Annotated in this window: 16 protein-coding genes; 4 read left to right on the top strand and 12 right to left on the bottom strand. The window is 74.3% G+C overall.

Features of this window, described 5'->3' with window-relative positions; translation table 11 throughout:
• Positions 1-111: 111 nt before the first annotated feature.
• Entirely contained in the window at positions 112-5,409 is a 5,298-nt protein-coding gene (locus WMF31_RS36645; RefSeq protein ID WP_436606395.1) for a cellulose synthase, read from the bottom strand.
• Between WMF31_RS36645 and WMF31_RS36640 the strand changes: the two genes are divergently transcribed.
• Positions 5,387-6,433: a hypothetical protein gene (locus tag WMF31_RS36640; protein ID WP_436606394.1), complete on the top strand. Its 1,047-nt coding sequence runs from the start codon at positions 5,387-5,389 to the stop codon at positions 6,431-6,433. The two genes, WMF31_RS36645 and WMF31_RS36640, sit on opposite strands and share 23 nt — an antisense overlap.
• 377 nt (positions 6,434-6,810) lie before the next feature.
• Here WMF31_RS36640 and WMF31_RS36635 read toward each other — a convergent pair whose 3' ends face one another.
• On the bottom strand, positions 6,811-8,352 hold the full coding sequence (locus tag WMF31_RS36635) for a hypothetical protein (protein ID WP_436606393.1): 1,542 nt from the start codon (positions 8,350-8,352) through the stop codon (positions 6,811-6,813).
• 181 nt (positions 8,353-8,533) lie between these two features.
• On the opposite strand from WMF31_RS36635, the gene WMF31_RS36630 reads away from it, so the two are divergent.
• Both WMF31_RS36630 and WMF31_RS36625 read left to right on the top strand, forming a co-directional pair.
• Complete coding sequence (locus WMF31_RS36630) at positions 8,534-9,439, top strand: penicillin-insensitive murein endopeptidase (protein WP_436606392.1); 906 nt, start codon at positions 8,534-8,536, stop codon at positions 9,437-9,439.
• Positions 9,436-10,377, top strand: a complete 942-nt coding sequence (locus WMF31_RS36625) for a DNA-methyltransferase (RefSeq protein ID WP_436606391.1) — start codon at positions 9,436-9,438, stop codon at positions 10,375-10,377. Before WMF31_RS36630 ends, WMF31_RS36625 begins: the two co-directional genes overlap by 4 nt.
• Positions 10,378-11,300: 923 nt before the next feature.
• Here the strand turns inward: WMF31_RS36625 and WMF31_RS36620 are convergent.
• The 9 genes from WMF31_RS36620 to WMF31_RS36580 form a co-directional block, all read right to left on the bottom strand.
• Complete coding sequence (locus WMF31_RS36620) at positions 11,301-11,957, bottom strand: L-threonylcarbamoyladenylate synthase (protein ID WP_436606390.1); 657 nt, start codon at positions 11,955-11,957, stop codon at positions 11,301-11,303.
• A 126-nt stretch (positions 11,958-12,083) separates the two neighbouring features.
• Entirely contained in the window at positions 12,084-13,067 is a 984-nt protein-coding gene (gene atpG / locus WMF31_RS36615; RefSeq protein WP_436606389.1) for an ATP synthase F1 subunit gamma, read from the bottom strand.
• Between the two features lie 6 nt (positions 13,068-13,073).
• On the bottom strand, positions 13,074-14,972 hold the full coding sequence (gene atpA, locus WMF31_RS36610) for a F0F1 ATP synthase subunit alpha (protein WP_436606388.1): 1,899 nt from the start codon (positions 14,970-14,972) through the stop codon (positions 13,074-13,076).
• A 115-nt stretch (positions 14,973-15,087) separates the two neighbouring features.
• Complete coding sequence (gene atpH / locus WMF31_RS36605) at positions 15,088-15,630, bottom strand: ATP synthase F1 subunit delta (RefSeq protein WP_436606387.1); 543 nt, start codon at positions 15,628-15,630, stop codon at positions 15,088-15,090.
• On the bottom strand, positions 15,627-16,646 hold the full coding sequence (locus WMF31_RS36600; RefSeq protein ID WP_436606386.1) for a F0F1 ATP synthase subunit B family protein: 1,020 nt from the start codon (positions 16,644-16,646) through the stop codon (positions 15,627-15,629). Before WMF31_RS36600 ends, atpH begins: the two co-directional genes overlap by 4 nt.
• Positions 16,643-17,104 carry an ATP synthase F0 subunit B gene (locus tag WMF31_RS36595; RefSeq protein WP_129356385.1) on the bottom strand — a complete coding sequence of 154 codons (462 nt, stop codon included), beginning with the start codon at positions 17,102-17,104 and terminating at the stop codon, positions 16,643-16,645. Before WMF31_RS36595 ends, WMF31_RS36600 begins: the two co-directional genes overlap by 4 nt.
• Positions 17,105-17,323: 219 nt before the next feature.
• Positions 17,324-18,772, bottom strand: coding sequence for a hypothetical protein (locus tag WMF31_RS36590; protein WP_436606385.1), 1,449 nt, complete (start codon positions 18,770-18,772; stop codon positions 17,324-17,326).
• Between the two features lie 6 nt (positions 18,773-18,778).
• The gene (gene miaE, locus WMF31_RS36585; protein ID WP_436606384.1) at positions 18,779-19,375 is read right to left on the bottom strand and encodes a tRNA isopentenyl-2-thiomethyl-A-37 hydroxylase MiaE; all 597 of its coding nucleotides are present in this window, start codon (positions 19,373-19,375) and stop codon (positions 18,779-18,781) included.
• A gap of 43 nt (positions 19,376-19,418) precedes the next feature.
• On the bottom strand, positions 19,419-20,483 hold the full coding sequence (locus tag WMF31_RS36580) for a hypothetical protein (protein ID WP_436606383.1): 1,065 nt from the start codon (positions 20,481-20,483) through the stop codon (positions 19,419-19,421).
• Between the two features lie 828 nt (positions 20,484-21,311).
• Here WMF31_RS36580 and dnaA point away from each other — a divergent pair.
• A complete protein-coding gene (gene dnaA / locus WMF31_RS36575) occupies positions 21,312-22,727 on the top strand; it encodes a chromosomal replication initiator protein DnaA (RefSeq protein ID WP_129344100.1) in 1,416 nt (471 codons plus the stop codon).
• A gap of 18 nt (positions 22,728-22,745) precedes the next feature.
• Here dnaA and WMF31_RS36570 read toward each other — a convergent pair whose 3' ends face one another.
• Positions 22,746-26,708, bottom strand: a complete 3,963-nt coding sequence (locus WMF31_RS36570; RefSeq protein ID WP_436606382.1) for a serine/threonine-protein kinase — start codon at positions 26,706-26,708, stop codon at positions 22,746-22,748.
• Positions 26,709-26,716: the final 8 nt, after the last annotated feature.

Genomic DNA, 26,716 nt, shown 5'->3' with positions numbered 1-26,716 from the left:
CGCACAGGAGACGGGCCCAGATCGGCGTTTTCGGCGCGCAGGCGTACTCACGTACGCCGAGCACCGAAAACGCCGAGGTGGGCCCGTATCCGAAGCGGGTGCCCGCCGCTCTCAGATGGCGGGCCAGACGGAGCCTGCGCGGCGGCGCTCGGCGTACGATTCGGCCGAGAGCGCGTAACGGATGAGCTCGTTGGTCACGGGGTGCTGCAGCAGCAGGCGCGGCTCCTCGGTGGAGCGCGCGATGTCGCGATCGAACCGGCGGAGGTAGTCGATCGCGGCGAGCACGTCGCCCGAGAGCAGGTAGCCGATGCGGTACTCGCTGCGGCGCAGGCCGACCACGAAGGCGCGCGCGTCGTACTGCACCGCGACGGTCGGCAAGATCTCCTCGAGCATCTTGCGCTGCCGCCGCCCGATCGCCCGCCCCACGCCGGGCAGCATCTGCTGCGCGGCGTGCTCGCGCGCGGGCGAGAGGGCGCCCGACGCGAAGCCGGGATCCACGGTGCGCAGCGACGCGAGCAGCAGGCCGTCGGTCGCCTCGGCCGGGATCTCGTCGAGGAAGGTGAAGCCGAGCGCCGCGCGCGCGAACAGGCGGGCGAGGGCGAACGTCTGCTCGAGCTCCGGGAGCTCGACGAACGAGCTCGCCGCCACGAGGGCAGGGGGGTCGCCCGGGAACACCCGGGCGGCGCCCTGCCACGAGGGGGACAGGTAGAGCTCGAACGCCTCGATGCCGAGCGTGCGGCCGACGCGCTCCGCGAGCTGCCGCGTCGGGTGGTTGTCGCGCGGGCCGATCCGCTCGCGCGAGCTGATGCCCAGGTTGCTCAGCTCGAACCGGATCGCCTTCGCGGCGACCGGCGCCATCGCGAGCGCCACGTCGATCCAGGGGCTCCGGGCCTCCGGGACGAGCAGCCGGCCGATCTCCGGGCCGGCGAACGCCCCGGCGTACGGGCACTCGGACGGCACCCGCCGGCTCCGGAGCCGGGCCATGCGCTCGGGCGACACCTCGCCGAGGCAGGCGCGGACCTCCTCGACCGTGATCCGCTCCTCGGCGCGGCCGTCCTTGGCCAGCGCCGCCTCGAGCGCCGCGAGCGCGGGGCCGAGATCCGGAAGGCGCGCGACGATCTCCGGATCGGACGTGAGCACCTCCCGCAGCACCTGGACCGCCTCCCCGTTGCGCCCCGCGGCCTCGAGGCCGCGGCCGAGCGCCGTGCGCGACTCCGGCGGCGCGCCCGGCAGGGCGACCGCCTGCTGGAGGTGCGCGAGCCCCTCGCGGGGCCGGATGAGCAGCGTCGCCTCGAGCAGGCCGAGCGTCGTCAGCCAGCGCGGATCGAGCGGGACGCGGCGCGACGTGGCGAGCTCGATGAGCTGCGTGAGCGCGTTGCCGTACGCCGTGGCCCCCTCGCTCGTGTCGACGCGGTAGAGCCGGGCGAGCGCGGTCCACGCGCGCCCGTCGCCCGGCGCGCTCACGATCGCGTCGCACAGCGTGCGGACCATGCCCGCCGAGTCGCCGGCGTCGCGGTAGGCGTCGGCGAGGCGCAGGTCGGCCTCGACGCGGGAGCCCGCGTCGGGCGCGATCTCGACGAGGCGCCCCAGCGCGCGCAGCACGAGCGCGTGGTCGCCGCGCGTGACGCCGAGCCGGTGCAGCCGCTCCAGCGCGAGCCGGTTCTGCGCGTCGATCGACAGGATCGCCTGGAGCGCGTCCTGGGCGAGCGACGGGTTCGAGAGCGGCCCCTCGTACAGGTCGGTGACCAGGAAGTGCGCCGCGATCCTGGTCTCGTTGTCCGTCGCCGCGGCGACGGCGCGCTTCAGGGCGTCGCGGGCCTCCAGCCAGACGCGCTGCGCGATGAGCAGCCGGGCGAGGAGGAGCAGCGCCGCCGGATCGTCCGGGGTCGCCTCGATCACCCGCCGGATGGCCGCGATGCCCACGCCCGGATCGACCGCGCCGGGGCGCCCGTGGTGCTGCAACACCGACCGGGCGATCTCGGCGCCGAGCAGCGCGATCGCCTCGCGGCTCGTGGCCCTCCCGAGCGCCTCGCCGAGGCGATCGGCGAGCCGGTGCGGGTCGCCCGCGAGCCTCTGGGCGAGCGCGCGCGCCGCGGCGACGCAGCCCGGATCCGTGCGGAGCGCGTTCTCGTACAGATCGAGCGAGCGCGCCCTGCCGTCCGGGGACGAGTCCTCGGCGGTGAGCTCCGCCGCGCGCACGAGGTGCATCGCGCGCGCGGGCTCGCTGTGGGCGAGCGCCGCCAGCGCGAGCTGGGCGGTGACGATGCTCGCCTTGTCGTCGAGGCGCTCCGCGAGGCGGTCGAGCCCGCGCGCGGCCAGCAGGCTCTCCGGCCACAGCGCGAGGGCGTCGCGGAAGCCGGCGAGCGCGGCGCGGGCGGCGGCGGGATCGCCGTCGGCCTGCGCCTCGGCGAGCAGCGCCTCCTCGATCCGGTAGAGGGCGCGCGCGATGGGGTCGGACGAGAGCTCGCGGCTCTCGCGGAGGGCGCCCTCGAACAGGCGCGGCGCGGGCAGGGACGGCGCGTCGGCGGGGCTCACCTTGCCGGCGACGCGGAGGATCGCCGCGAGCGCGGCCGCGTCCCTCGGCGCGTCCTTGACGATGCGCGCGAGCGCCTCGAGCGCCGCGGCCGGCCCGAGCTGCTCCTCGAGCGACACGATCTCCCAGAGGGCGCCCTGGCGCGCGATGGTCGAGGAGAACACCTCGGCCTCGGCGCGCAGGAGCGCCGCGAGCGACGTCGGCGCGTCGAGGTGCCGGTAGAGCTGCTCGAGCATGCGGAGCGCCGGGACGTGGTTCGGCACGACGGCGATGAGCCCCTCCAGGATCTCGACGGCCTGGCGCGGGCTGCTCTCCGCGAGGACCAGCGCGAGGGCGATCCGGAGCGCGTGGTCGACGAGCGCCGGGGGCTTGCGCTCGAGCCAGCGCGCGTACAGGCCCGCGAGCTCGCTGGCGATCATCGTGTGGGACATCCCGGGCAGCCCGGACGCCGCGCGCGCGCCGATGGCCGGCCGCTGCACGGCGGGCGGGCCGAGGCCCACGCCCACGCCGCCGCCCCCGGCGCGGACGTAGATGCGCTCCATCGCGTCGAGGATCGCCGGGTCGGGCTGGCCCGCGGCGAGCGCGGCGTCCGCGCGCGCGAGGGTGCGGAGCGCGTCCTGGTCGCGCCCGAGCGCGAGCTCCTGCACCTCGGCCGCCTGGAACAGGAGGCGGGCGTGGTCGTCGGGCTGCTGCGCCTCCTCGGCGAGCGAGATCAGCACCTCCACGAGCTTCTCGTAGTTGCCGGTCTCGCGCAGGAGCCGCGCGATCTCGACCCGGGGCAGCGGGTGCGTCGGCCGCCTCCGCGCGGCCTCCCGGTACGACTCGACGGCGCTGTGCGGCCGCTTGAGGCGCCGCTCGTCGAGCGCCGCGACGTCGAGCCAGAGCCCGAACGTCGCGTCGGCCGCGGGGTCGCGCTGGATGAGCTTGAGCAGCGCGCGGCGCGCCTCTTCGTACCGGCCGGCGCGCTCGTCGAGGCGGTAGCGCGCGCGCAGCGCGTCGGGGTCGGCCGGATCGATCGCGAGCGCGCGATCGATCAGCGCCGAGGCCCGGTCGCGATCGCTGAGCCTGAACTCCGTGATCTCGGCGGCCCTGAGGAGGAGCCTGCGCTGCTCCCCCGGGTCGCTCGTCAGCTCGGCCTCGGCGCAGAGCGCGCGCGCGAGCCGCTGCGAGTCGCCCGCGCGCGCGGCGTTGCGCTGCATCGCGAGGATCGCGGCGCGCCGCTGCGGATCGATCGCCAGGATCTTCTCGAGCTCCTCGACGGCGCGGGCGGGCTGGCCGAGCTCGTCCTCCCAGATGGCGACGAGCTTCTCGAGCAGCCCGATCTTGCGCGCGGGGTCGTCGGCCGCGCCGGCCGCCAGCGTGTAGAGGTCGAGCCGCTCCCGCACGCCGCGCGGATCCTCCTCGAGGGCGCGGGGCTCGGGCGCGAGCAGGGCCGAGAGCGCGTCGAAGACGGTGCCGTTGCCCGGCTCGATCGCCCACGCGGCGCGCAGGGTCGCGATCGCCTCGTCGCGCCGCGCGAGGTGGTGCTCCGAGATGTCGGCGGCGCGCAGGAGCGCCGCGACGCGGGCGCCCGCGGGTCGGTCCGCGTTGGCGACGGCGGTCCACACCTTCACGCGCTCCTCGTGGCGGCCGAGGCGCAGCAGGGCGCGGTCGAGCCGCTCCCGCGTGGAGGCGTCCTCGGGGTCGAGCTCGAGCGCGCGGGTCGCGTGGAGCGCGGCCTGCTCGGCGTTCCCGAGGATGTCGTAGAGCTCGGCGAGGCGGGCGTGCTCGTGGACGATGGCCTCGCGGTCGGTGAGGAGCGAGAGCTGCGTCCGTCGCACCTCGGCGGCCGTGTCGAGCGCGCCGCTCGCCTCCAGCAGGCGGATCAGCTCGGCGACGAGGCGCCGGGCCGTCGGCGTGCCGACCGGCGCCCGCGCCGACGCGCGCGACAGGAGGGCCACGGCGTCCGCCGGGGTGCGGAGCTTGTCGATGAGGAGCCGCGCGGCCATGTAGAGCAGCCGCGACGCGCGATCGTCGTCGCGCTCGTGGTCGGCCTCCATGGCGAGCGCGCTGACGAGGCCGACGATGCCGTCGTGGTGCACGAGGTGGCGGCGGAGCGCGTCCCGCACGGGGCCGGGCGACGGGTCGAACACGACGGCGCCCTCGAGGGACGCGAGGGCGAGCTCGGGCCTGCTGAGCTTCCGGTCGAGCACGGCGGCGCGCTCGACGTGGATCCAGGCGGTGAGCTGGCTGTCGCCGTCGGGCCGCCCGCGCCCGGGGGCGTAGGCCTCGGCGAGCCGCTCGAGGTGCGCCGCGAGCTCCCTCGGGGCCTGCTCGGCGTTGCGCGCGCTCTCGCGGCGCAGGACGATCTCCAGCCCGCGCAGCGCGGCGGGGTGCAGCGGGACGAGCCGCAGCGCCTCCCCGAACGCGTCGCAGCTCTCCGCGGTGCGTCCGAGCGCCTGGAGCAGGCGCGCCCGCTCGGCGAGGAGGTCGGCCCGGAGGGCGTCGCTCTCGGCGACGCGGAGCTTGTCCTCGACGACGTCGAGCGCGAGGGCGAGCTCGGTGCGCGCGTCGAGCAGGCGATGGACCCGCGACAGCGCGGGCTCGAGCGTGCGCGAGAGCTGCCGCGCGCGGTCGTAGGCGCGGCGCGCGGCGGCGAGATCGCCGCGCACGCGCTCCTCGTGGATGCCGAGCTCGACGAGCGCGCGCGCCGCGCCGACCGGGTCGCTGCCCTTGAGCCGCTCCGCGCGCTGCTGGAGCTCGGTGGCGAGATCGGGCGCGACCACGGGCGGGGCCGGCGGGGCCGCTTCCGGCTCGACGTGCCGCGCGCGCGGCGGGGGCGCGGGCGGCGACGGCTGGGAAGGCGAGAGGGGCGTGGGCGTCGCGCCCGCCTTCACGGGACCGGGCGCGGGCGTCGCGCCCGGCCTGGCGAGGGGGGGCGCGTGCGGTGCGCCTGCCGAGACGGCGGCGGGCAGGGGGGTCGCGTGCGCCGAGACGGCGGCGGGCAGGGGGGTCGCGCTCGCCGAGACGGCGGTGGGCAGGGGGGTCGCGCTCGCCGAGACGGCGGTGGGCAGGGGGGTCGCGCTCGCCGAGACGGCGGTGGGCGCGGGGGGCGCGCCGGCCCTGACGGAGCTGGGCGCGGGGGTCGCGCTCGCCGAGACGGCGGTGGGCGTGGGGGGCGCGCCGGCCTTGACGGAGCCTGGCGCGGGCGGCGCACCGGCTCTGATGGAGCCGGGGGCGGGGGTCTCGATCGGCTCGACGGAGATGGGCATGGGCGTCGTGGTCGCGTCGACCGCGATGGCCTCGACGGAGATGGGCATGGGCGTCGTGGTCGCGTCGAAGGCGACCGTGGCCGAGGCCTGGGGGGGCACACCCGGCCGGGAGCTCGGCGCCGGCTTCACCGCGTTCGGAGCGGAGCCGGGAGCTCGCGGCACCGCAGGGCGGTTGGGGCTCGGGGGGCGCGTGGCCGCACCTTGCGGCGCGCGGCGTGGCGGCGGAGGCGGCGGCCTCGACGGCGGCCCCATCGGCGGGGGGAGCGGGCCCGTCGCGACGGTGCCGTCCTTGCGGCGGATCAGCGGCGGCGGCCTGCTCGGCTTCGGCCCCGGCGGGGGCGCGCTCGACGCCGACGGCGCGCTCGCGGCGGGCGGCACATCGCCTGCGGGCGTCGCGCTCGCGGCGGGCGGCACATCGCCTGCGGGCGTCGCGCTCGCGGCGGGCGGCACATCGCCTGCGGGCGTCGCGCTCGCGGCGAGCGGCACATCGCCTGCGGGCGTCGCGCTCGCGGCGGGCGGCACATCGCCTGCGGGCGTCGCGCTCGCGGCGGGCGGCACATCGCCTGCGGGCGTCGCGCTCACGGCAGGCGGCGTGCCGAGCTTCGGCGTGCTCGCGCTGCCCACGAGCAGCGTCTTCGCGCCGGGCTGAGGTTGCGCGCTGACGCGCGTCGGTTGAGCGTTGTCGGCATTGGCTTCCCAGCCAGCTTCGTCCGGCGTTCCCGGCAAGCTCGGCAAACCAGGCCGGCGCGGCGCTCCTTCTTGCGGATCATCCCCTTGGGCCACTGCGGCGGATGCTACACATCCCCGCGCTTTCAATCCAACAATCCAGGCGTCTACTCCACCGAAGCGGCGCCTTCCCTCCGGTCGGGGCCGTTCCGGACCGGATCCCGGCCTCGCCGCGCTGGACGTGCCCGGGGCCGCCGCGCGCTCGTCCCGGGTCGCGCGCCGGTCGCGCCGCGCCCCTCGCCGGGGCCGGGCGCCCCGTCGAGACCCCCGCGCAGCCGGGGCGAGCCTCGGCGGCGCGGACTACCTCGCCGCCGCCGCCGGCGCGCAGCGCAGCACGGAGAGCTTCATCGCCCTGCCGGCAGGCTGCGCCACGAGCAGCGCCTCGGGCGAGGCCGCGATGGGCTCACCGCGCCCGAGCGCGGGCTCCGCGCGCAGGCCGTCCTCGATCTCGCCCCGCGCGGTGAGCGCCGCGAGCAGCGTCGGGCCCGAGGCGTTCGCGACGGCCAGCCACGCCGCGGCTCCGGGACGGGCGCCCGCGGCCTGAGACCCTCGCCCCCCGGAGCCCGGGAGGAGCGCGGGCACCCCGGCGCCCAGGCCGAGGGCGGCCTCGGGCGGCGCGTCGGGCTCGCGCTCCCCGCCGGCGAGCACGCGCGGCTCGCCGACGCCGCCGAGCCGCACCAGCACGGCGCTGATGCGCCCGCCGATCGAGCCGCTCGGGGTGTCGTCGTCCCGGAACGTCAGGATCAGGCCGTCGTCCTCGCCCAGCGTCAGGTCGTACGCGAGCACGTGCCCGTCCTTCGGCGTGACCGCGCGCGGCGCGGCGGTGAGCGCGCCCGTCTCGTCCAGGGGGACCACCTCGACCCACTGCTGGGTGATCGTCTCGCCCGCCGCGGCCGTGTCCTCGTCGACGTGGTCGTCCTTCGCCGAGGCGCCCCGCGCCGGCTCCTCGGCGCGCGCCACGTACGCGAGCCAGTAGCCGCCCGGCCGGCGGAGCACGCGCGGCATCTCGGCGTCGGTGCTCGGCCGCGAGACGGGCCGGGGCGAGGTGACCGAGCGCAGCGTGGCCACGTCGGTGGAGGCCAGCATGATCCGCGATCGCTTTCCGTCGCGGGTCACGTCGTCCCAGACGACGACCGCCCGCTCGCCGGACACGGCGACGTCGAGCGCGAGCGACTCGTCGCGCCCCTCGGCGAACTCGGCGCCCCAGGTGACGTGCTCCCCCTCGACCCTGGCGATCTTGATGGCGCGCCCGCCGGCGTTCGGCTCGATCATCGCGGCGAGGATCGCGCCGCCTGCGCCCGCGACGACCGGAGGATCCATGTCCCCGCGCGATCGCGCGAGCCGGACGAGCTTGCCCTGGGCGCCGTCGGCCGAGAGCGTGGCGACCATCGCGACGGCGCCGCCCTCCGCTTCCCGCTGCGCCCCCACGGCGAAGCCGCCGGAGAACGTGGTCCCCCGGCCGATCTCGACGGCGAAGGGCGCGAGATCCTGGGCGCTCTCGGCCTCGCCGCCGCCTTCGCCTCGCCCGGGCGCGCGCGGGGCAGGCGGGGCGTCGCCGATGACGAACGGCGTCGGGCTCGCGGGCGTGCAGCGCGGGGCGGGCGGCTGCCCCGGGGCGTTCGGGTCGACGGGCGCGAGCGCTCCGGGGCTCGCGCCGGACGGCGCGGGGGCGCTGCTCCGCTCGCCTTCCGGCGTGGAGCAAGCGCGCCACGCCACGAGGGATCCGACGACGAGCGCGACGGCGAGGGCCCCCTTCCAGGCGATGCCTTCGGGCTCGTCCTCTGTCGGCGGGCGTCGATCCGCGCTCGCGCTCCCGTGGGGTGCGCGGTTGCTGGGCTCCATGAACCGGGGGTGTTAGCGCTGATCGCGCCGTGAGGGCAGGGGGGTGGCTCTGCCGCATGCTCGAGAACTTTCCCTCCGCCGCCGGCGAGGGTATCGCCGACAGGGGCCACGCCGGCTCCGCCGCCGCACGCGACCGACGCGGGCGGCGCGGGCCGAGGCCGGAGCGCGCCCGATCCTCGCCATGGCCAGCCGCACCTTCCTCGCCACCCTGCTCCTGGGGCTCGTCGCGCTCACGTGCGCGGCCTGCGTCGGCTCCTCCCCCACGCCGCTCGCCCCCGCGCTCCGCGGCTCGATCGGCGTCCCGCACCACGGCGTCATCACCGACGCGGTCGAGCTGCCCATGCAGGGGGAGGGCTACCGGCTGCTCCGCAGCAACGGCGTCCGCTGGGGGACGGCCGGGCTCGTCGCGACCGTCCAGCGCGCCGCGGCGGAGGTCGCGCGGGCGCGGCCGGGCGGCGCGCCGCTCCTCGTCGGCGACCTCTCCAGGCGCTTCGGCGGACGGACGCGGGGGCACCGATCCCACCGCACCGGGCGCGACGCCGACCTCCTGCTCTATGCGCTGACGCCGGACGGCCGCCCGGTGCGCTCGCCGGGCTTCGTCGAGTTCGGGCCGGACGGGCTCGCGCGGCTCGGCGACGGCGGGGGCCGCTCGCCTGCGTCTTCAGGCGCGCGGGCGTTCGTCCGCCTCGACGTCGAGCGGGAGTGGCTGCTCGTGAAGGCGCTCCTGCGCTCGCCCGACGCGCACGTCCAGTGGCTCTTTTTGGCCCGCTGGCTCGAGGCGCTCGTCATCGAGTACGCCCGCGCGCGCGGCGAGGACCCGGAGCTCGTCTGGTATGCCGAGAGCGTCCTGCTCCAGCCGGGGGACAGCACGGCGCACGCCGATCACATCCACCTGCGCGTCGCGTGCGCGCCGGACGACTTCCTCTCCGGCTGCCTCGGCGGCGGCCCCTACTGGCCGTGGCTCCCGGCGGTGCCGCAGCTCGTCCCGCCGCCGGACACCGATCTCGCGGCGGCGATCCTCGAGGACCTCCTGCCGGGGGGGTCCGCCGCGGGCGCTCGCACGGCGGCGCCCGACAGCGCGCTGTGAACCACCTCCTCGCCCTGGGCGACACGGCCGACGTCTGCGCGGCGCTCCCCTCCGAGGTGCGCTTCGATCTCGTCTACCTCGACCCGCCGTTCGGCGTCGGCACGACGATGACCGCGCGCGCGGCGCGCGGCCAGGCGCGCGGGCGGCGCAGGCCGGAGAGCGGGCCCGACGCGTACGACGACCGCGCGAGCTCCGACGCGCTCGTCGAGATGCTCGCGCCGCGCCTCGCGGCGGTCCGCGATCGCATGGCCGAGGGCGCGACGCTGTACCTGCACCTCGACCATCGCGCGGTCCACGAGGCCAAGCTCGCGTGCGATCGCCTGTTCGGCCGCGGCGCGTTCCTGGGCGAGATCATCTGGGCGCCGGGCAACGGCGGCCGCGGCGCGCGGGGGTTCTCCGTCACGCACCAGACGATCCTCCTGTACGCGCGCGCGGCGGGCGAGCGCGGCCAGGTGGTCTACAACGCCGGGGATCCGATGCTCCGCGAGCCCTACGCCGAGACGAGCCTCGCCATGCATTTCAAGCACCGCGACGAGGAGGGGCGCCTCTACCGCGAGCGCGTCCTCGGCGGCAAGGCGTACCGGTATTACGCCGACGAGGGGCGCCGGCTCGGGAGCGTGTGGACCGACATCCCCGGGATGGTGGCCAACACCCCGCTGCGCCGCGAGGCCACGGGGTACCCGACGCAGAAGCCGGAGCGGCTGCTGGAGCGCATCGTCCGCGCCTCGAGCGCGCCCGGCGCGACCGTCGCGGATCTGATGTGCGGCAGCGGCACCACGCTGGTCGCGGCGGCGCGGCTCGGCCGCCGCTTCGTGGGCGGCGACCGCAGCCGGCTCGCGTTCGCCACCACGCGCGCGCGGCTCGATCGGGAGGGGATCGCGTACGCGGTGCAGGACGTCCCGCCCGCGGAGCCGAGCGCCACGGACCGCCCCGCCTGAACGGGAGCGCGCGCGCGGGAGGGCGGTTCCGGCCGCAGCGGCGGGCGCTCCGAGCAGCGGCAGGCCTGCCGAGGCCAGCACCATCATCGCCTTCGCCAGCGCGCCGGCGCCCACGGCGGCCTGCGCCCCGGGCGTGTCGGTCGCGCGCGCGACCTTCTCCCATGCGGCCGAGAGCTCGGCGACGTAGGCCGGCGGGATGGGGTAGGGGAGGATCTCGCTGGCCGCCCGGACGAGGGCCAGGCCCGAAAGGAACACGACCTCCCAGGCGCTCACGTTGCGCAGCGCCTGCTCGTCGCCGACGACCTCGGCGACGTGGCGCTGCAGGTCGAGCACGACGACGAAGTCCTGCCCGCTGCGCGCCTCGGCGATGCGGAGGAGCTCGGTCGACTTCCCGGTGCCTGTCGTGCCGGTGACGAGCGCCCGCGTGTCCCCGAACGGCATGGCCACCCGTTGGACGATGTCGCGCGCGGGGCTCCGTACCCGCTCGGCCCGCCATGCCGGCTTGTCCGCCGGGCGAAAGGGATCGAATCGCTTGTAGATGGTCTCCCAGACGGCCCGGCGCGACACGGCCCGACCTGAGCAGAGCCGGCACCCGAGCACCTGCTCGCCCCCGTGGGCGGACAGCAGCCTCGCTGCCCTTGAAGGGTCACCCCAGGAGGCGCAGGAGCCGGTTTCAACGCTTGAGAGGCCCGCTCGGTGGCCGAGTGGCACATCTCACCGCCCGAGGTGGCTCACTTTGACATCCAGGCGTCCATCTCGGCGCTTGAGATGGCTCACTGTGGCAACAAGTCCTCGCCTTCAACGCTTGAAATGGCCCATTCGGCTTCCGAGAGGGGCATCTCAACGTTTGCATCAAGCGTTGCAGCGAGGGCGCGCATCCACCTCGGCGCGCTCTTCTGGAGAGGGCGTCCGTCGGCCTCGATTCAGACGAGATCGTCCGTCGGCCCCGCGCCCTGCCGGACGACCTGTACGTCGCCCTGGCTCAGGTCGATCACGGTCGTCGGCACGGCCCCGCACGCCCCCGCGTCGAGGACGAGCGCGAGCCCCGGGAAGCGATCGTCGATCTCCGTGGGATCGATGATCGGATCCTCGCCGGGCGGCGCCGCGGTCGTGCTGATGAGCGGCCGGCCGAGCGCGCGGACCAGCGCGATCGGGACCGGGTGGTTCGGCACGCGGATGCCGACCGTCTTCTGCTTCAGGTGCACGTACTTCGGCACCTCGCGCGTGGCGGGGAGGATGAACGTGTACGGCCCCGGCAGGAAGCGCTTGAGGAGGCGGTACGTCTGGTTCTCGACGATCGCGTAGCGCGCGATGTCGCTCAGATCCGGGCAGATGAACGCGAGGGCCTTGTCCTTGCGCATCCCCTTGATCTGGTAGACCCGCTCGATCGCCTGCTTGTTCATCAGGTCGCACCCGAACCCGTAGACGGTGTCGGTCGGGTAGCCGATGACCTCGCCCTTCTCGATGAGGGCAACAGCCCGCGCGATCTTGCGCGGCTCCGGGTGGTCTGGATTGATGGGCTGGAGCACGGGAATGGCACCATGGGGCAGCCCGGCCGGCTCGACCAGTGCTGATCGCACGAACCGAGATCAGCGCTGGCCGATGCGAGCCGGCCGGGGCAACGCGCCGAGGGGACGAGCCAGGTGCTGCGTGACGAGCCGCCGCGGGGCGGCGGCCGGAGATCCCGCCGGGTCCGGGGCGTGGCGCTACTCCTTGAGCGCCTCGCTGCCGCCGATGATCTCCATGAGCTCCTTGGTGATCGCGGCCTGCCTCGCCTTGTTGTACTCGAGCGTGAGGCTGTCGATCATCTCCTTGGCGTTCTTGTTCGCGGCATCCATCGCCGTCAGCTTGGCGCCGAGCTCGCTCGCCATGGACTCGTAGAGCGCGCGCAGGATCGAGATGTCCACGTACATCGGGACGAGCCGCTCCAGGAGCGCCTCCTTGTTCGGCTCGTACATGAACTCCGACGCGTGCCCGGGCGGCGAGGCGTGGTCACCCCCCTCGGCGCGCTGGTCCTGCGCCGGCGCCGGCCCACCGACGGGCAGGAGCCGCTCGACGACGACGGTCTGGGAGATCGCGCTCTTGAACTCGTTGTAGACGAGGTAAATCGCGTCGATCTCGTTCTTGTTGAACGGGGCGAGGAGCTTCGCGCCGACCGCCTGGGCGGTCTCGAGGCTGAGCTTGTCCCAGACGCCGGGCAGGTACTCGAGGATGGGCGCGTCGCGGCGGGTGAAGTAGTCCCGCCCCTTGCGGCCGATGATCGCGAGCTGGACCTCCTGACCGGCCTCGGTCCGGCTCTTCCACTCGCGCTCGGCGCGCTTGTTGATGTTGGTGTTGAAGGCGCCGCACAGCCCGCGGTCGCTCGTGAGCACGAGGAGCAGCACCCGCCGCTCCGCGCGGCTGACGAGCAGCGGGTGCGCCGGCCTGTCGCCCCCGGCGGCGGCGGCCGCGGCCGCGTGCCCGGCCGCCTCGCCCTCCGCCCCGATCCCCTCCGCCGCGGGCGCCGCGACCACGTCGCGCGTGATCTCCCAGAGCACCTCCTGCACCTTGACGGCGTAGGGCCGGAGCTCGGTGATGCGCTGCTGCGCCTTGTTGAGCTTGGCGCCCGCGACCATCTTCATGGCGCGGGTGATCTTCTGCGTCGACTTGACGCTCGAGATCCGCTTGCGAATGGACTTGAGGCTGGGCACGGCTGCCTACTTTTCCTTCGCCTTCGAGGCGCTCTTCCCGTTCTTCGACTTCGCCTTGGGCTTCGCCTCCTCGTCGTCGCCCGCCTCGTCCTCCCCCTCGCCGGCGGCCGACGCGCCCGCGGCGCTGCCCGCGTCGATCACGAACCGCTTCTTGAAGGCGTCGATCGCCTTCGTCATCCGGGACTTGAGGTCGTCGTCGAGGACCTTCTTCTCGCGGATGTCCGCGAAGATCTGAGGGTGCTTGGCCTCCACGAACTTGTAGAGCTCGTCCTCGAAGCGCGCGAGCGACTCCACGGGCAGGCTGTCGAGCAGGCCCTGCGTGCCGGCGTAGATGATGAGGATCTGCTTCTCGACCGCGAGCGGCACGTACTGGCCCTGCTTCAGGATCTCGGTCAGGCGCGCGCCGCGCTCGAGCTGCGCGCGGGTCTTCGCGTCGAGGTCCGAGGCGAACTGGGAGAACGCCGCCATGGCGCGGTACTGCGCGAGATCGAGGCGGAGCGTGCCGGCGATCGACTTCATCGCCTTGATCTGCGCGTTGCCGCCGACGCGGCTGACCGAGATGCCGACGTTGATGGCCGGGCGGACGCCGGAGTAGAAGAGGTCGGCCTCGAGGAAGATCTGCCCGTCCGTGATGCTGATGACGTTCGTCGGGATGTACGCCGACACGTCGCCGGCCTGCGTCTCGATGACCGGCAGCGCGGTGAGCGAGCCGCCCGACTTCGGGTCGCGGACGATCTCGTAGTCGCTCGCCTTCGCCTTGTCCGAGAGCTGCTGCTCGAGCTTCTTGATCTCGTCCTTCTTCTCGTCCTTGCGCGCCTGCTCGAGCTTCTCGAAGAGCGACGCGTCGATCATCTTCCAGAGCGAGTCCTTCGCCGAGTGCATCCCGTGCGCCCCGATGTGCGACTTGCCGTCGACGCCGCGGTACGCCGGATCGCCGCCCTCGATCTTCGTCCCCTTCTGCACGACGTAGAAGATGTCGGCCATCTTCGCCGCGCGCTCGAGGAGCCGGGAGTGCAGGTAGAAGACGTCGCCCGGGTACGCCTCGCGGCCCGGCGGGCGGCGGAGCAGGAGCGAGAGCTGGCGGTACGCGACCGCCTGCTTCGACAGATCGTCGTAGATGCACAGCGCGTGGCGCCCGGTGTCGCGGAAGTACTCGCCGATGGTCACGCCGGTGTACGGCGAGATGAACTGGAGCGGCGCGGTCTCGCTCGCGGTCGCGGCGACGACGATCGTGTACTCCATCGCGCCGTGCGCCTCGAGCTTGTCGACCACCTGGCGCACCGTCGAGAGCTTCTGGCCGATCGCGACGTAGACGCAGATGACCCCCTTGCCCTTCTGGTTGATGATCGCGTCGACGGCGACCGCGGTCTTGCCCGTCTGCCGGTCGCCGATGATGAGCTCGCGCTGGCCGCGGCCGACCGGGATCATCGCGTCGATCGCCTTGATGCCGGTCTGCATCGGCTCGGTGACCGGCTGGCGCTGGATGATGCCGGGCGCCTTCACCTCGACGCGGCGGCGCTCCTTCGCGTCGATCGGCCCCTTGCCGTCGATCGGCATGCCGAGCGCGTTGACCACGCGCCCGAGGGTCGCCTCGCCGACGGGCACCTCCATGATGCGCCCGGTCCGCTTCACGGCGTCGCCCTCCTTGATGAGGCTCGTGTCGCCGAAGATGGCGGCGCCGACGTTGTCCTGCTCGAGGTTCAGCACGAGCCCCATGAGGCTCGCGCCGTCCGAGCCGGTGAACTCGACGAGCTCACCGGCCATGGCGCGGCTCAACCCGTGCACGCGGGCGATGCCGTCGCCGACCGTGAGCACGGTGCCCGTCTCGGCGACCTGAGCTGCCTTGTCGATATTCTGGATTTGCTTCTTGATGATCTGGGAGATCTCTTCGGCGCGGAGCTGCATGCGGAGTCCTCTGTCGGGAGACGCTTGGGCTTCGGAATCTACGTCGTCAAGGTCGAGGGGCCAGCGAGCGCGGGCCGGGACCTATCGTGAAACAGGGGTGCGCGTTCGCGCCCCCTCAGGTTCGGAGCAGGTTGTCACGGAAGCTCGACAGCCGGGTCCGGAGGCTGCCGTCGATCACCTGGTCGTCGATCTGGGTGACCACGCCGGCGATGAGCGAGGGATCCTGCTTGTGGGTGATCGAGATCTTCTTGCCGGTCGCCTTCTCGAGCTCGGCCCGGAGCCGGTCGAGGTACGCGTCGCTCAGCGGGCCGGCGCTGGTGACGAAGGCGCGGGCGAGGTTCTGGTCCTGATCGACGAGCCGCGCGAGCTGCCGGGCGATCTCGGGCAGCGCCGCGAGCCGACGCCTCCGCGACAGGAGCCGGAGCGTGCTCTGCGTCACCTCCGACAGGCCGGCGCGCGCGCAGAGCTCGCGGAGCAGCGCCTCGCGCTGGGCCTCCGGGACGAGCGGGTCGTCGAGCACGAGGCGGAGCTCCTCGCTCGCCGAGTACATCGCGCTGGCGTCCTGGAACTCCCTGGCGAGGGTCGAGAGGTTCCCGTTCTCCTTGCCGATCTCGAAGATCGCGCGCCCGTAGCGCCGGGCCACGGCCTCGTAGCTCATCTCGCTGCTCCGGTGGTCTGGGGTCCGCGGGCGGCGCCGGAGGAGACGGCCGCGGGGATGGCCTTCAGGTACTCCTCGGCGACCCGGTCGTGGTCTTCCTTGCCGACGCGCTGACGGAGCAGCTGCTCGGCGGCGGCGACGGCGCCCTCCACCGCCTCCTGGAGGAGCATGGCGCGCGCCTCCTTGAGCTCCTGCTCGATGCGGAACTCGGCGTCCTTCCGCATCCGGACGCGCCGCTGCTCGGCCTCGGCGAGCACGTGGGCCTTCTCGCGCTCGGCCTGCGCCGCGTGCTCGGCCTTGAGCTCCGCGAGCGTCTCCTCGAGCCGCGTGAGCTTGTCCTCGTACTGGTCGAGCCGCTTCTCGGCCTCCTCCTTGAGGCGCGAGGCGTTGTCGAGCTCCGCCATGATCGTCTGCTTGCGCTTCTTCAGCGCCTCGGCGATCGGCTTCCTCCCGAAGCGGACGATGATGAAGGCGAGGAGCCCGAAGTTCAGGAGCGAGGCGAGGAACGGCGGCGGCTGGTTCCTCGGGTCGCAGGGGTTCTGCTCGTTGTGGTAGCGCCAGAGCAGCGAGTGGATGCCGCCCTTGCCGGCCGCCTCGTTGTTCACGCCGATGAGCCCCTGCCACCAGTTCACGTGCGGCGGCGGATCGGTCGGGCCGTGGCCGGGGCAGTGCGCCTCGTGCCCGTGGGACGCGGGCTCGGCCTCGGGCGCGTGCGCGGCGCGCCCGTGGGCGCCGGGCTGACCCGGCAGCGCCTGCATCCGAAGCCCGCCGTGACCCGGGGGAAGCTGGCGGCCGCCCGGCCCGATCGGGCGGCCGGGCTGCACCTCCCGCGAGCGGGGGGGCATCTGGTGCGGGTTCGGCCGGGCGGCCCCGTGCGGGGCCGGCTGGGCCGCCCCGACGGGCGGGTGCCCCGGCGGCATGGCCGGCTGCGCCTCCGGCTGCTGCGCGAGCGCGGTGCCGGCGGTGAGCGCTGCGGTAAGGCCGAGCGCGAGCGAGGTGCGGCGGGTCGGCTTCACTGGCGCACCTCCCGGCCGATCATGCTCGCGGCGATCTCCGCGGCGAGCGCGGGCTGGGCGGCGGCGAGCTCGCCGCGCATGCGGGCGACCTCGGCCGCGATCTTCGCCTTGCCGTCCTCGAGGATGCGGGCGGTCTCGGCCCGGGCCTCGGCCATGATCTGCGCCTCGAGCTTCGCGGTCTCGGCGCGGAGCCGCTCCCGCTCCACCCCGGCCTCGCGCCGGACCTTCTCGATCTCGGCCTCGTAGCGGGAGAGCAGCTCGCCTGCCCGCTCATCCATCTCGCGGGCTTCCCGCTTGGCGCCGTCGGTGCGCCGCTCGCGCTCCTCGAAGACGCGGAGCAGCGGATCGAACAGCAGCGGCTTGAGCACGACGATGAACGTCGAGAACAGGACAACCTGCGCCAGGAACGTCAGATCGAAATCGACGGAGATGGCGCCGGACGCGAGGAGGGGTTGCATTGCGTTCGGATTCACGGGTGCAGGTTCGGCGACGAGGGGCGCGCGAGCGGGAGCTGCTCGCTGCCAGGCGCCCCCGGGGGGCGTTTTCGCGCGCCGGCATTAGCACGTGTCACTCAAAGCTGGAAGGGATCTCGGCAGGGCGGCCGCGCGCGCTCTTCCAGCGCGTGCGGTGTGCTCTTCTTCGGCGCGCTGCGCGCTCTTCCAGCGCGCGCAGCGCCCCTAAAGGCTCGCGAGCGAGCGCAGGATCTCCTCGAGCCCCTCCTCGAGCGCGGCGGCGGTCGCGCGTCGCGACGTGGGCGGCGCGCCGTCCTCGTCGCGGATGGCCTCGGCCGCCCGCGGGTTGCGGAACCAGTCCTCGTCGAAGCGCTCGATCATGTCGCGCCGATCGCGCGCGCCGAGGAGCGCCCCGGCGAGCCGGACGGCCGCGTCCGGCTCCAGCGCCGGGAGGACGCCGGCGAGCGCGCCGGGGATGGGCGCGCCGAGCGCGCGCGCGGTCGCCTCCTCGAAGCGGTCGCCGCGATCGCGCGAGGACCGGAGCAGGACGTGCTCGCCTCCGTCGTGGCCGGCGCGGAACACGAGCGAGGCCCGCGCGGCGTCGAGCCGGAGCGAGAGGAGCAGGCCGCGCGCGGTCGCGCGCGCCTGATCGAGCGCGCGCCCGCGGCCGAGCCCGAGCGCGCGCGCGCAGAAGACGGGATCGGCGACGAGGCCGCCGAACAGGGCGGCGCGGCGCGCTCGCCGGAGATCGAACGGCGCGTGGGCGAGCGCGAACGACCCGCCGCCCGAGGCGAGCGCGAGCGCCGCGCCGAAGCGGGCGAGCGCGCGGGCGAAGGAGGCCGCGCCGAGCGGCCGCGGCAGCGGACCGAGATCGATCGCGAGCCCCTCGGTGAGCGGCGTCGCGCGGAACAGCTCCTCGATCCATCGGGGCGTGAGCCGCGCCGGCCACCCCGACGCGGCGTCCCGGCCGACGGCGCGCCCGAGCGCGTCGTGCCAGGTCGGCGCGCGCTCGAGCAGCGACTCGGTCCGGCGGAGCAGCGCCTCCGCGGCGTCGAGCACGGCGTCGGGCGGATCGCCGGGGATCTCGACGGCGCGGAGGCTCCCCTCCGCGAGCCGCCGCGCCGCCTCGTGCCGCCGCTCGACCAGGATGCGGGCGGCGTCCGCGACCGCCCCGGCGCCGCGGGCGAGCGCCTCGGCGAACCTGTGCCGCCCGGCGTCCGTCGGATCGGCGAGCAGCCCGAGGCGGGCCTCGCGCGGCGACATCCGCGCCGGCTCGGGCAGGTCGATCGCGATCGACGCCGCGTGCCAGGCCGCGGCGAGGCGGACGCGATCGGCCCAGACGACCCGCTCCAGCGTGAGCGCGTGGACCCAGTCCGCGAGCGGCGCCGCGAGCCCGGTCGGATCGGGCGGCGCGGGCGGCCGCGGGCTCGCGATGCCGAGCTCCGCGCCGAGGCCGGGGGTCTGCCCGGTGAGCTCGAGGTAGGTGGTCCGTGAGCTCACGCGCCGGAACGGCTCGAGCGGATTCCTGAGCCGGGCCGCGGCCTCGGCGGCGCCCGGGCTCTCCGGGTCGACGTCGGCCGGCGCCGGCGCGCGGTGGAGGTCGCGCACCGCCGCGCGCCACGCGCGCGCCGCGCGGGCGACGTCGCGATCGAGGCGGAGCAGATCGAGGTCCATGGCCGCCTACCCGTGCACCACGGGCGCCGCCCCGAGGCGCCCGGCGATCTCGCCCTCGGCGCGCGCGAGCTCGGCCAGCCGGGCTCGCGTCGCGCCCTCGTCGCCCGCGACCTCGATGGCGAGGTCGACGAGGGTCCGGTAGTGCCGGGCCTCCGACGCGAAGAGCTCCTCGTAGAACGGCGCGAGCTCGTGCGCGCGCGCCGCGAGCCCGTCGGCGAGCAGCCGGAAGCGCTCGCAGGAGCGCGCCTCGATGATCGCGCCGACGAGCAGCCGATCGATGAGCGCGGCCCGCGCGTTGCGCGCGCAGGTGCTCGAGGCCGCCTTGCGCAGCTCGCTGGCGTACACGTCGGTCTCCGGCTTGCCGAGCGTGAGGCCGCGCTGCTCGATGACGTCGAGCAGCGCGCGGAAGTGGCGGAGCTCCTCCTCGGCGAGGTCGACGAGCGCGCGCGCGAGGCGCGGGATCGACGGCCAGCGCGCGGCGAGCGACAGCGCGTTGGACGCCGCCTTCATCTCGCAGTGGGCGTGATCGGTCAGGAGCGCCGGCAGATCGGCGAGCGCCACGTCAGCCCAGCGGGGGTCGGTCGGTAGGGTCAGGCACAGCACGCACCGCCGACCTAGAGCAAGCGCGGCGCGGCGAGAAGGGGCCCTAGAACCCCTCGGACGACGCGCGGGTCAGCCCGCTCGACTCCAGGTGGTAGGCGAGCCCGAAGACGATCGTGGTCGGCCCGTCGCTGGAGAGCGCCCGCCGCGCGCTGGCCTCGACGGAGAACTGCGTGCCCACGTACGCCACGCCGAGCGAGAGCGCGTGCTGCCCGGCGCCCTGATCGAAGCGGTAGCCGGCGCGGAGCGGGAAGTGGTCGCCGGCGAGGTACTCGCCGCCCGCCATGATGCGGTACGTGGCGTCGGTGTAGGAGTTGAAGTCCACGAGCCCGTCGACCTCGATCGAGAAGTCGCGCGTGCCGAGCCCGACCCCTCCGCCGACGGTCGTGGGGAGCAGCCCGTGGTCCGGATAGGAGAGGTTCTGTCCGACGACCGCGATGTACAAGGAGTCGGTCGGCCTGACGGTGAGCGCGGCGTCGAACGTGAACGCGTTGACGAAGGCGTGCCGGCCCATGTTGCCCGCCTCGTCGACGTCGCCCTTGTCCCTCAGGCCGCCCGAGAAGAGGCTGTCGCCGAGGCCGCCCTCGGTCCGCTTCCCCTCCTGGGTGATCCTGGCGTAGCGACCGGCGAGCCCGACGAAGACGCGCTCGGTGAGCGGGTAGGCGAGGCCCATCCGCGCGTCGAGGTAGGAGCGCCTGAGCCCGCCCTTCCCCATGTCGACCCAGCCGCCGACGGCGGAGATGGCGCCCGCGAGCCTCCCCGTGACCGAGTCGGCCACGACGCCGCCGAGGACCAGCCGATCCGCGTCGGGGCTCCACTGGCTGATCGCCTGCAGGTGGTAGACGCGCGTCTCGACCAGCGCGGACGGATTCACGAAGATGGCCGACGTCCCGTTCCCGAGGGCGCGCAGCGCGCCGCCGAAGGCGGCGGCGCGGGGCGTCTCGTTCTCGCCGTAGGCATAGGCGACCTGCGGCGGCAGCTCCTCGGCCGCCGCCGGCCCCGCGGCCAGCGCGAGCGCGCCCGCGAGCGCCACGGCCCTGGCCCGCACGGAGGTCGAGGATGGCGCCCGGCCCGACGACCGCTCCGGCCGCGGAGTCAGGAGTGCCCCCATTGTCAACCGGATCCCCAACGGCATCGCCTCGCCATACCCCAGACCGGGGCCATGGGGCCAAGTTCTCGAACCGTCAAAAATTGCTCGCCGTCGGTCGCTCTGTGCTGGACGGCCTCCGTTTTTCTCAAAAACCTGGAAACCGAGCCGGCTCTACCCTCTTGACGACGAGATGAGCGGGGTTTGCTCTGCGTTCCAGGGCGCATCGCCAAAATCGCCGAGCCGCGTCGGGGGTTTTGGCGGCGGGGTTCCGGGGGGGCCCTGCTGGACCGACGCGAAGCCGATTTCGCAGTGCGGCATGGCATGAATTTACATCAACGATATTCGATACTTGAGTCAGGTTTCGCAGTTGGGGATAGACGCCCGGACTCACCCGGTGCTACCTCGGATTCGTCCTCGGGGCGGTCCGATGCCGCCACCGGGTCCTCCACGGGTGACCCCGAAAGGGGCTCTGCGGGCTACCGAGCTCTGTGAGGCGGTATGGGGGACGGCTGTGCCGATCTGTCTTCCAATGCGATGGACCTCGACGCGACGGTTGCACCCCCACCTCCTACGGCGCGCTTGGCTGGAGCCGAGCCGAAGGCCGGAGCAAGGGGGCCGTATTTTCACCCGCATCCAGGAGGATGCAGGCGGACGATTTTCCGAGGGCGAAGCGGCCGTGGGCGGACTGTTGAAAAGTCGACGAGCGCTTCGAATACATTCAGAATAACCTAACAATCTCCAGCAGTTAGAGGCGAGACCTCGCTGGGAGACCTGTGGATAAGTTGGGGGCGGCAGTTTCTTTTGGCCGCCCCCGAAACCTATTTTCGTGGAGCGGACTCCAGAGCTGCGATGACGATTCCGAAACACGAGCCGCGCGAGATCTTCGATCGTGCGATCGAGCATACGCGGGCCCTGTCCCCCGCAACTTTTGATCAGTGGTTCGGGGGGGTTCAGTTCGATGACCTGACCGACGGCGTGCTCACGCTTCGTGTCCAGAACGAGTTCGTGCTCGAGTGGGTCAGGGACAACTTCCTGCCTGCGCTGACGGACAAGATTCGCGAGCTCACCGGCTGGTCGGTCCAGGTGGCGTGGACGGTCGACCAGCACCTCGACGCGCCGGTGGCCAAGCGGGTGGAGCTCACCCCGGTGCGCCCGCGGGCGCTCGTGGTGCGCCCGACGATGACCGCGCCCGCCCCGCCGCCTCGCCCGGAGCCGCCGGTCCGGCGCGTGTCGCCGCTGCCGGACGATCTCAACCCGAAGCACACCTTCGCGAGCTTCGTCGTGGGCCCGTCCAACCAGCTCGCCCACGCGGCCGCGATCGCGGCGGCGGGCGGCGGCGGCCGCCGGTACAACCCGCTCTTCATCTGCGGCGGGACGGGGCTCGGCAAGACCCACCTCATGCACGCGATCGCGCACCGGGTCTTCGAGGGCCGGCCGGACGCGCGGATCATCTACGTTTCGGCCGAGAAGTTCACGAACGACTTCATCACGGCCATCCAGCACCACCGGATGGACGAGTTCCGCGCGCGGTACCGATCGAACTGCGACGTGCTGCTCGTCGACGACATCCAGTTCCTGGCCGGGCGCGAGCAGACGCAGGAGGAGTTCTTCCACACGTTCAACGCGCTCCACGCGCTCGACCGGCAGATCGTGGTGACGAGCGACAAGTACCCCCAGAACCTCGAGCGCATGGAGGAGCGCCTCGTCTCGCGGTTCTCCTGGGGGCTCGTCGCCGACATCCAGGTGCCGGAGCTGGAGACGCGCGTCGCGATCGTCCGGAACAAGGCGGCGCTCGAGGGCATCGCGCTCACGGACGACGTGGCGCTCTACCTCGCGCAGATGGTCCGCTCGAACGTCCGCGAGCTCGAGGGGACGCTGATCCGGCTGGCGGCCAAGAGCTCGCTCACGGGCCGCCCCGTGGACCTGCCGTTCGCGCGCGCCGAGATCACGGCCACGTCGCCGCCGCGGGCGCAGATGATGAGCGTCGAGGACATCCAGCGCGCGGTGTGCCACCACTTCCACCTGCGCTCGATCGACCTCACGTCGAAGGACCGCCACAAGAGCGTCGCCTTCGCGCGCCACGTCGCGATGTACCTCTGCAAGCAGCGGCTGAAGTGCAGCTTCCCGGAGATCGGGCGGGCCTTCGGCAACCGCGATCACACGACCGTGATGAGCGCCGTCCGCAAGATCGAGGCGCAGCGCGACTCCGACCCCCAGGTCCGCGCCCACCTCGAGGCGCTCGAGAAGAAGCTCGCCGACGAGTAGCAGACGCCGGCCGGGCGATCAGAGCCCGGCCAGCGCGGCGCGCGCGTCGCCGGCGACGAGCTCGTTGCCGTACGCGGCGGCGAGCTCGATCACCTCCGCGAGCTCGCGCCGCGCTTCCTTGATCATGCCCCGGTGTGAGAGGAGCGCGCCGAGCAGGTACCGGGCCTCGAGGGCGTCGGTCCGGTAGGCGCGCGCGTCGGCGTAGCGCACGAGCTCGCGCAAGAGCTCCTCGGCGCCGCTCGCGCCGCTCAGCCCGTCGAGGTAAGCGAGGTGCGCGCGGTTGATCGCGACGAGGCGCTCGTGGCCGCTCTCCTCCGCGAGCTCCCTCGACTCGGTGAGCGACGCGTGCGCGCGCGGCAGATCGCCGAGCCGCCGGCTCGCGTCGCCGAGGTTGTGCAGCGCCGCGGCGGTCTCGAAGCGCAGGCCGGCGGACCGGGCGATGTCGACGGCGCGGGCGGAGGCCTTCACGGCCGCCTCGAAGTCGCGGCGGAAGACGTGCACGAGGACGCGCTGCTTCTCGCGCTCGCTCGCCGCCGCGAGATCCCCCGGGTCGCCGAGCGCCTCCGCGCGATCGAGGGCGCGGAGCGCCGCCTCGATGTCGCCCATCGCCGCGCGCGTCTGGGCGACCGTGAGCAAGAGCCGCTCGTCGTCGAGCTCGCCCGCCGCCTCGAGCTGCTCGATCGCGCGGGCCGCGCGGGAGAAGTCGCCCGCGCGGACGCCGATCTCCGCCTCGCAGGCGAGCGCCTTCTCGCGGAGGTCCTCGCGGCCGCCGGCGAGGGCGTAGGCCTCCTCGAGCCTCGCGTACGCCTCCGCGAAGAGATCCACCGCGCCGAGGGCGCGCGCGGCGTCGACGCGCGCCGAGAGCCTCTCCTCCAGGGTGCCGGCCTCGTCGATGCGCCGGACCGCGCGGGCCGCGACGTCGCCGAGATCCGGGGCGGAGCGCACGCGCACCACGACGTCGGCGAGCGCGCTGAGCCACGCGGACAGCTCGGCCGGCGGGCGGCGATCGTGATCGCCGAGATCGAGCGCCTGGAAGATGAGCCGGAGCGCCGGCTCGAGCTGGCTCGTGCGGATCTTGTGGAGCGCGGCCCGCGCGTAGAACGTGGCCGCCCGGTCGCGATCGCCGGCCTGGTAGAAGTGCTGGCCGATGCGCTCGGCGTGCTCGGCGCCGTCCTCGCCGACGACCGCGACGTACGCCGCCGCGGCCGCGTCGTGCAGCTCGCGGCGGAGCTCCGGCGGGATCGCGTCGAGGACGATCTCGCCGTGCATGGGCGACGCGAAGCTCGCCTGCGCGGGGCCCTTGAGCCGCAGGAGGTCGCGGGCCGCGAGGCCGGAGATCGCCCGGTTCACGTGCGAGACCTTCTGCTGGAGGAGGGCCGCGAGGACCTCGGTCGGCACCGGATCGCCGAGGATCGCCGCGGCCTGGAGCACGGCGCGGTCGCCCGGATCGAGCCTGCGCACCCGGGTGGCGATGAGGGTGCGCAGCGAGCGCGGCACCGCCGACGCCCCGTCGAGGCGCGCCTTCACGACGCCGCCGACGACGCTGAGCGCGCCGGAGTCGAAGAGCTCCTTGATGAGCTCCTCGAGGAAGAGCGGGTGCCCGCCGGCGCGGCCGCGGCAGAAGGCGAGCACCTCCGGCGGCAGGAGGGACGCGCCGACGCGCGCCGAGATGAGCCGCGCGCTGTCGCTGTCCGAGAGCTCCCCGAGCCGCAGCTGGTAGAAGTGGGGGTGCGTCGAGAGCGGCGGCGGCGGGTCGCCGCGCGTCGCCAGGAGCAGCATGGCGCGGAGCCCGCCTGCGCGGCCCGCGGTGACGAGCAGGGTCTCGGCGGTGAGCTGATCCATCGCCTGCGCGTCGTCCCAGGCGAAGCAGTGGAGCCGGTCCTCGCAGAGGCTCTGCACCATCCGCGGGAAGGCGGTGCGCAGGATCGCGGTCGTCCCCTGCGGCGCCCGCTGGTCGTCCTGGGGCGCCGCGCCGAGCTGGCCGAGCACGGCGGCGGACTCGTCCTCGCGCAGGCCGAGCGCCCTGAGCCGCGGGAGCACCGCGCGGATGCGCTCCTCGTCGTCCCCCTCCTGGATGCCGCAGAGCACCTGCAGCATCGCGGTCAGCCCGCTCCACGGCACGTCGGCGCCGTTGTGCGGGCACGAGGCGACGTAGAACCCGACGTCGTAGTTGCCCTTCGAGAGCCGCCGCTCCATCTCCGCGAGCAGCCGCGTCTTGCCGATGCCGCGCTCGCCCTGGAGGACGGCGATCTGCGCCCGCTTCCTGGTGGCCGCGGCGAGGATGTCGCCGAGCTGCTTGAGCTCGTCGCGGCGGCCGACGAACCGGCCGTAGGCGCCGTCCGGCGGCTGCGCGGAGGTGACCACCCGCCCCCCATCGGGCGCGGTCCGGCCCGCGCCGGGCAGCTCCTCGGTCGTGAGGGCGCTCTGGAGCACGCGCCCGGTGAGGTGCGAGACGGCGACCTGCGACTCGGTCGCGCGGGCGAGCGCCTGGGCGGAGGCGATGAGCGACGTGAGCCGCTCGTCCCGGACCGGGGCGCCGGCGCCGTCGACCAGGATGCGGGCGAGGTGGACGCCGGCGGAGACCGACGCGCCGCCGCCGCGCGAGCGCAGGATCACGAGCGCGGCGCGCACCGCGGCCTCGGTGTCGCGGCCGTCCGCGTCGCCGAGCCCGAAGATGGCGACGAGCTGCGACGCCTCCTGCTCGAGCAGCAGCGCGCCGTAGCGCGCCAGCACCGCGCGGGCCCGCTCGATGCGCCGCGCGGCGTCCTCCTCCGGGCCCGTGAAGATGAGCACGAGCGCCGTGACCTCGCGCCGCTCGCCGAGCCCGCGCGCGGCCTGGCCGCCGTCCGATCTCTCGAGCAGATGGAGGATCCCCGACGCGGTGCGGGAGCGCGTGCTCGTGGTGTGCGGCACCTCGACCGGCGTGCGCTCGTTGGCCCCGAGCGGCTCCTCGCCGAGCGCGGCGCCCGCCTCGAGCGCGGCGCCCGCCTGCTCCTCGTGGAACGGCGAAAGGAACTCGGCCAGCTCGTTGGCCCCGAACCGCTCGCCGGTCGCGTAGAAGAAGCCGAGCAGCGCCTCGTGCAGCCGCCCGGCGTCGGGGAACCTGTCGTCGGCGTTCCTCGCGAGCATCGTGCTCACGATGTCGACGAGCGGCCGCGGCACGTCCGGGCGCACGAGCTCGAGCGGCGGGTACTCGCTCGCCTGCAGCCTGCGCATCACCTCGAACGCGGTCGGCGCCGCGAACGGGTTCGAGCCGGCGAGCATCTCGTAGAGCACGGTCCCGAGCGAGAAGAGGTCGCTCCTGCCGTCGATCGCGTCGGCGCGCGACTGCTCGGGGCTCATGTACGCGAGCTTCCCGCGGATCCTCCCGGCGCGGTTCTCGCCGATCTCCTCCTCGGTCATCGACTGCGAGGCCTTCGCGATGCCGAAGTCGGTGACCTTCACCTCGCCCTCCCAGGAGAGCAGGATGTTCTGGGGCGAGATGTCGCGGTGGACGATGCCGAGGGGGCGCGACTGCTCGTCGCGGCGCCTGTGGGCGTGGTCGAGCGCCTTCGCGATCTCGGCCGTCAGGAAGACGGCCATGCCGAGCGGGATCGGCCGCTTCGCCCTGCGGCAGCGGGCGAGCAGCGTCGCCAGGTCGAGCCCGGGGACGTACTCCATCGCGATGAAGTAGCTGGTCGGATCGCCGTTCGGGTGGTCGACGCGGCCGAGGTCGAACACCTGCACGATGTTCGCGTGTGACAGGCGCACCGCGAGCTTGGCCTCGTGCACGAACATGTCCACGAAGCGCCCCTGCTCGGCCAGCCTGGGCAGGATGCGCTTGATGACGAGGATCTTCTCGAACCCCTCGACGCCGAAGCTCTTGGCCTTGAAGACCTCGGCCATGCCGCCTTCGCCCAGGCGCTCGAGCAGGCGATAGCGTCCGAAGGTCTCGTTCAGCATCGTCCCGTCGACGCCCCGCGCAGCCGGGGGGGGCTGCACGCTGGGCG

Origin of the sequence: Sorangium sp. So ce1036 (assembly GCF_051369805.1) — a bacterium.
Taxonomy (GTDB): Bacteria; Myxococcota_A; Polyangia; order Polyangiales; family Polyangiaceae; genus Sorangium; species Sorangium cellulosum_F.
The sequence above is the reverse complement of the archived record's forward strand: the minus strand, read 5'-3'. Positions and strand labels throughout refer to the sequence as shown.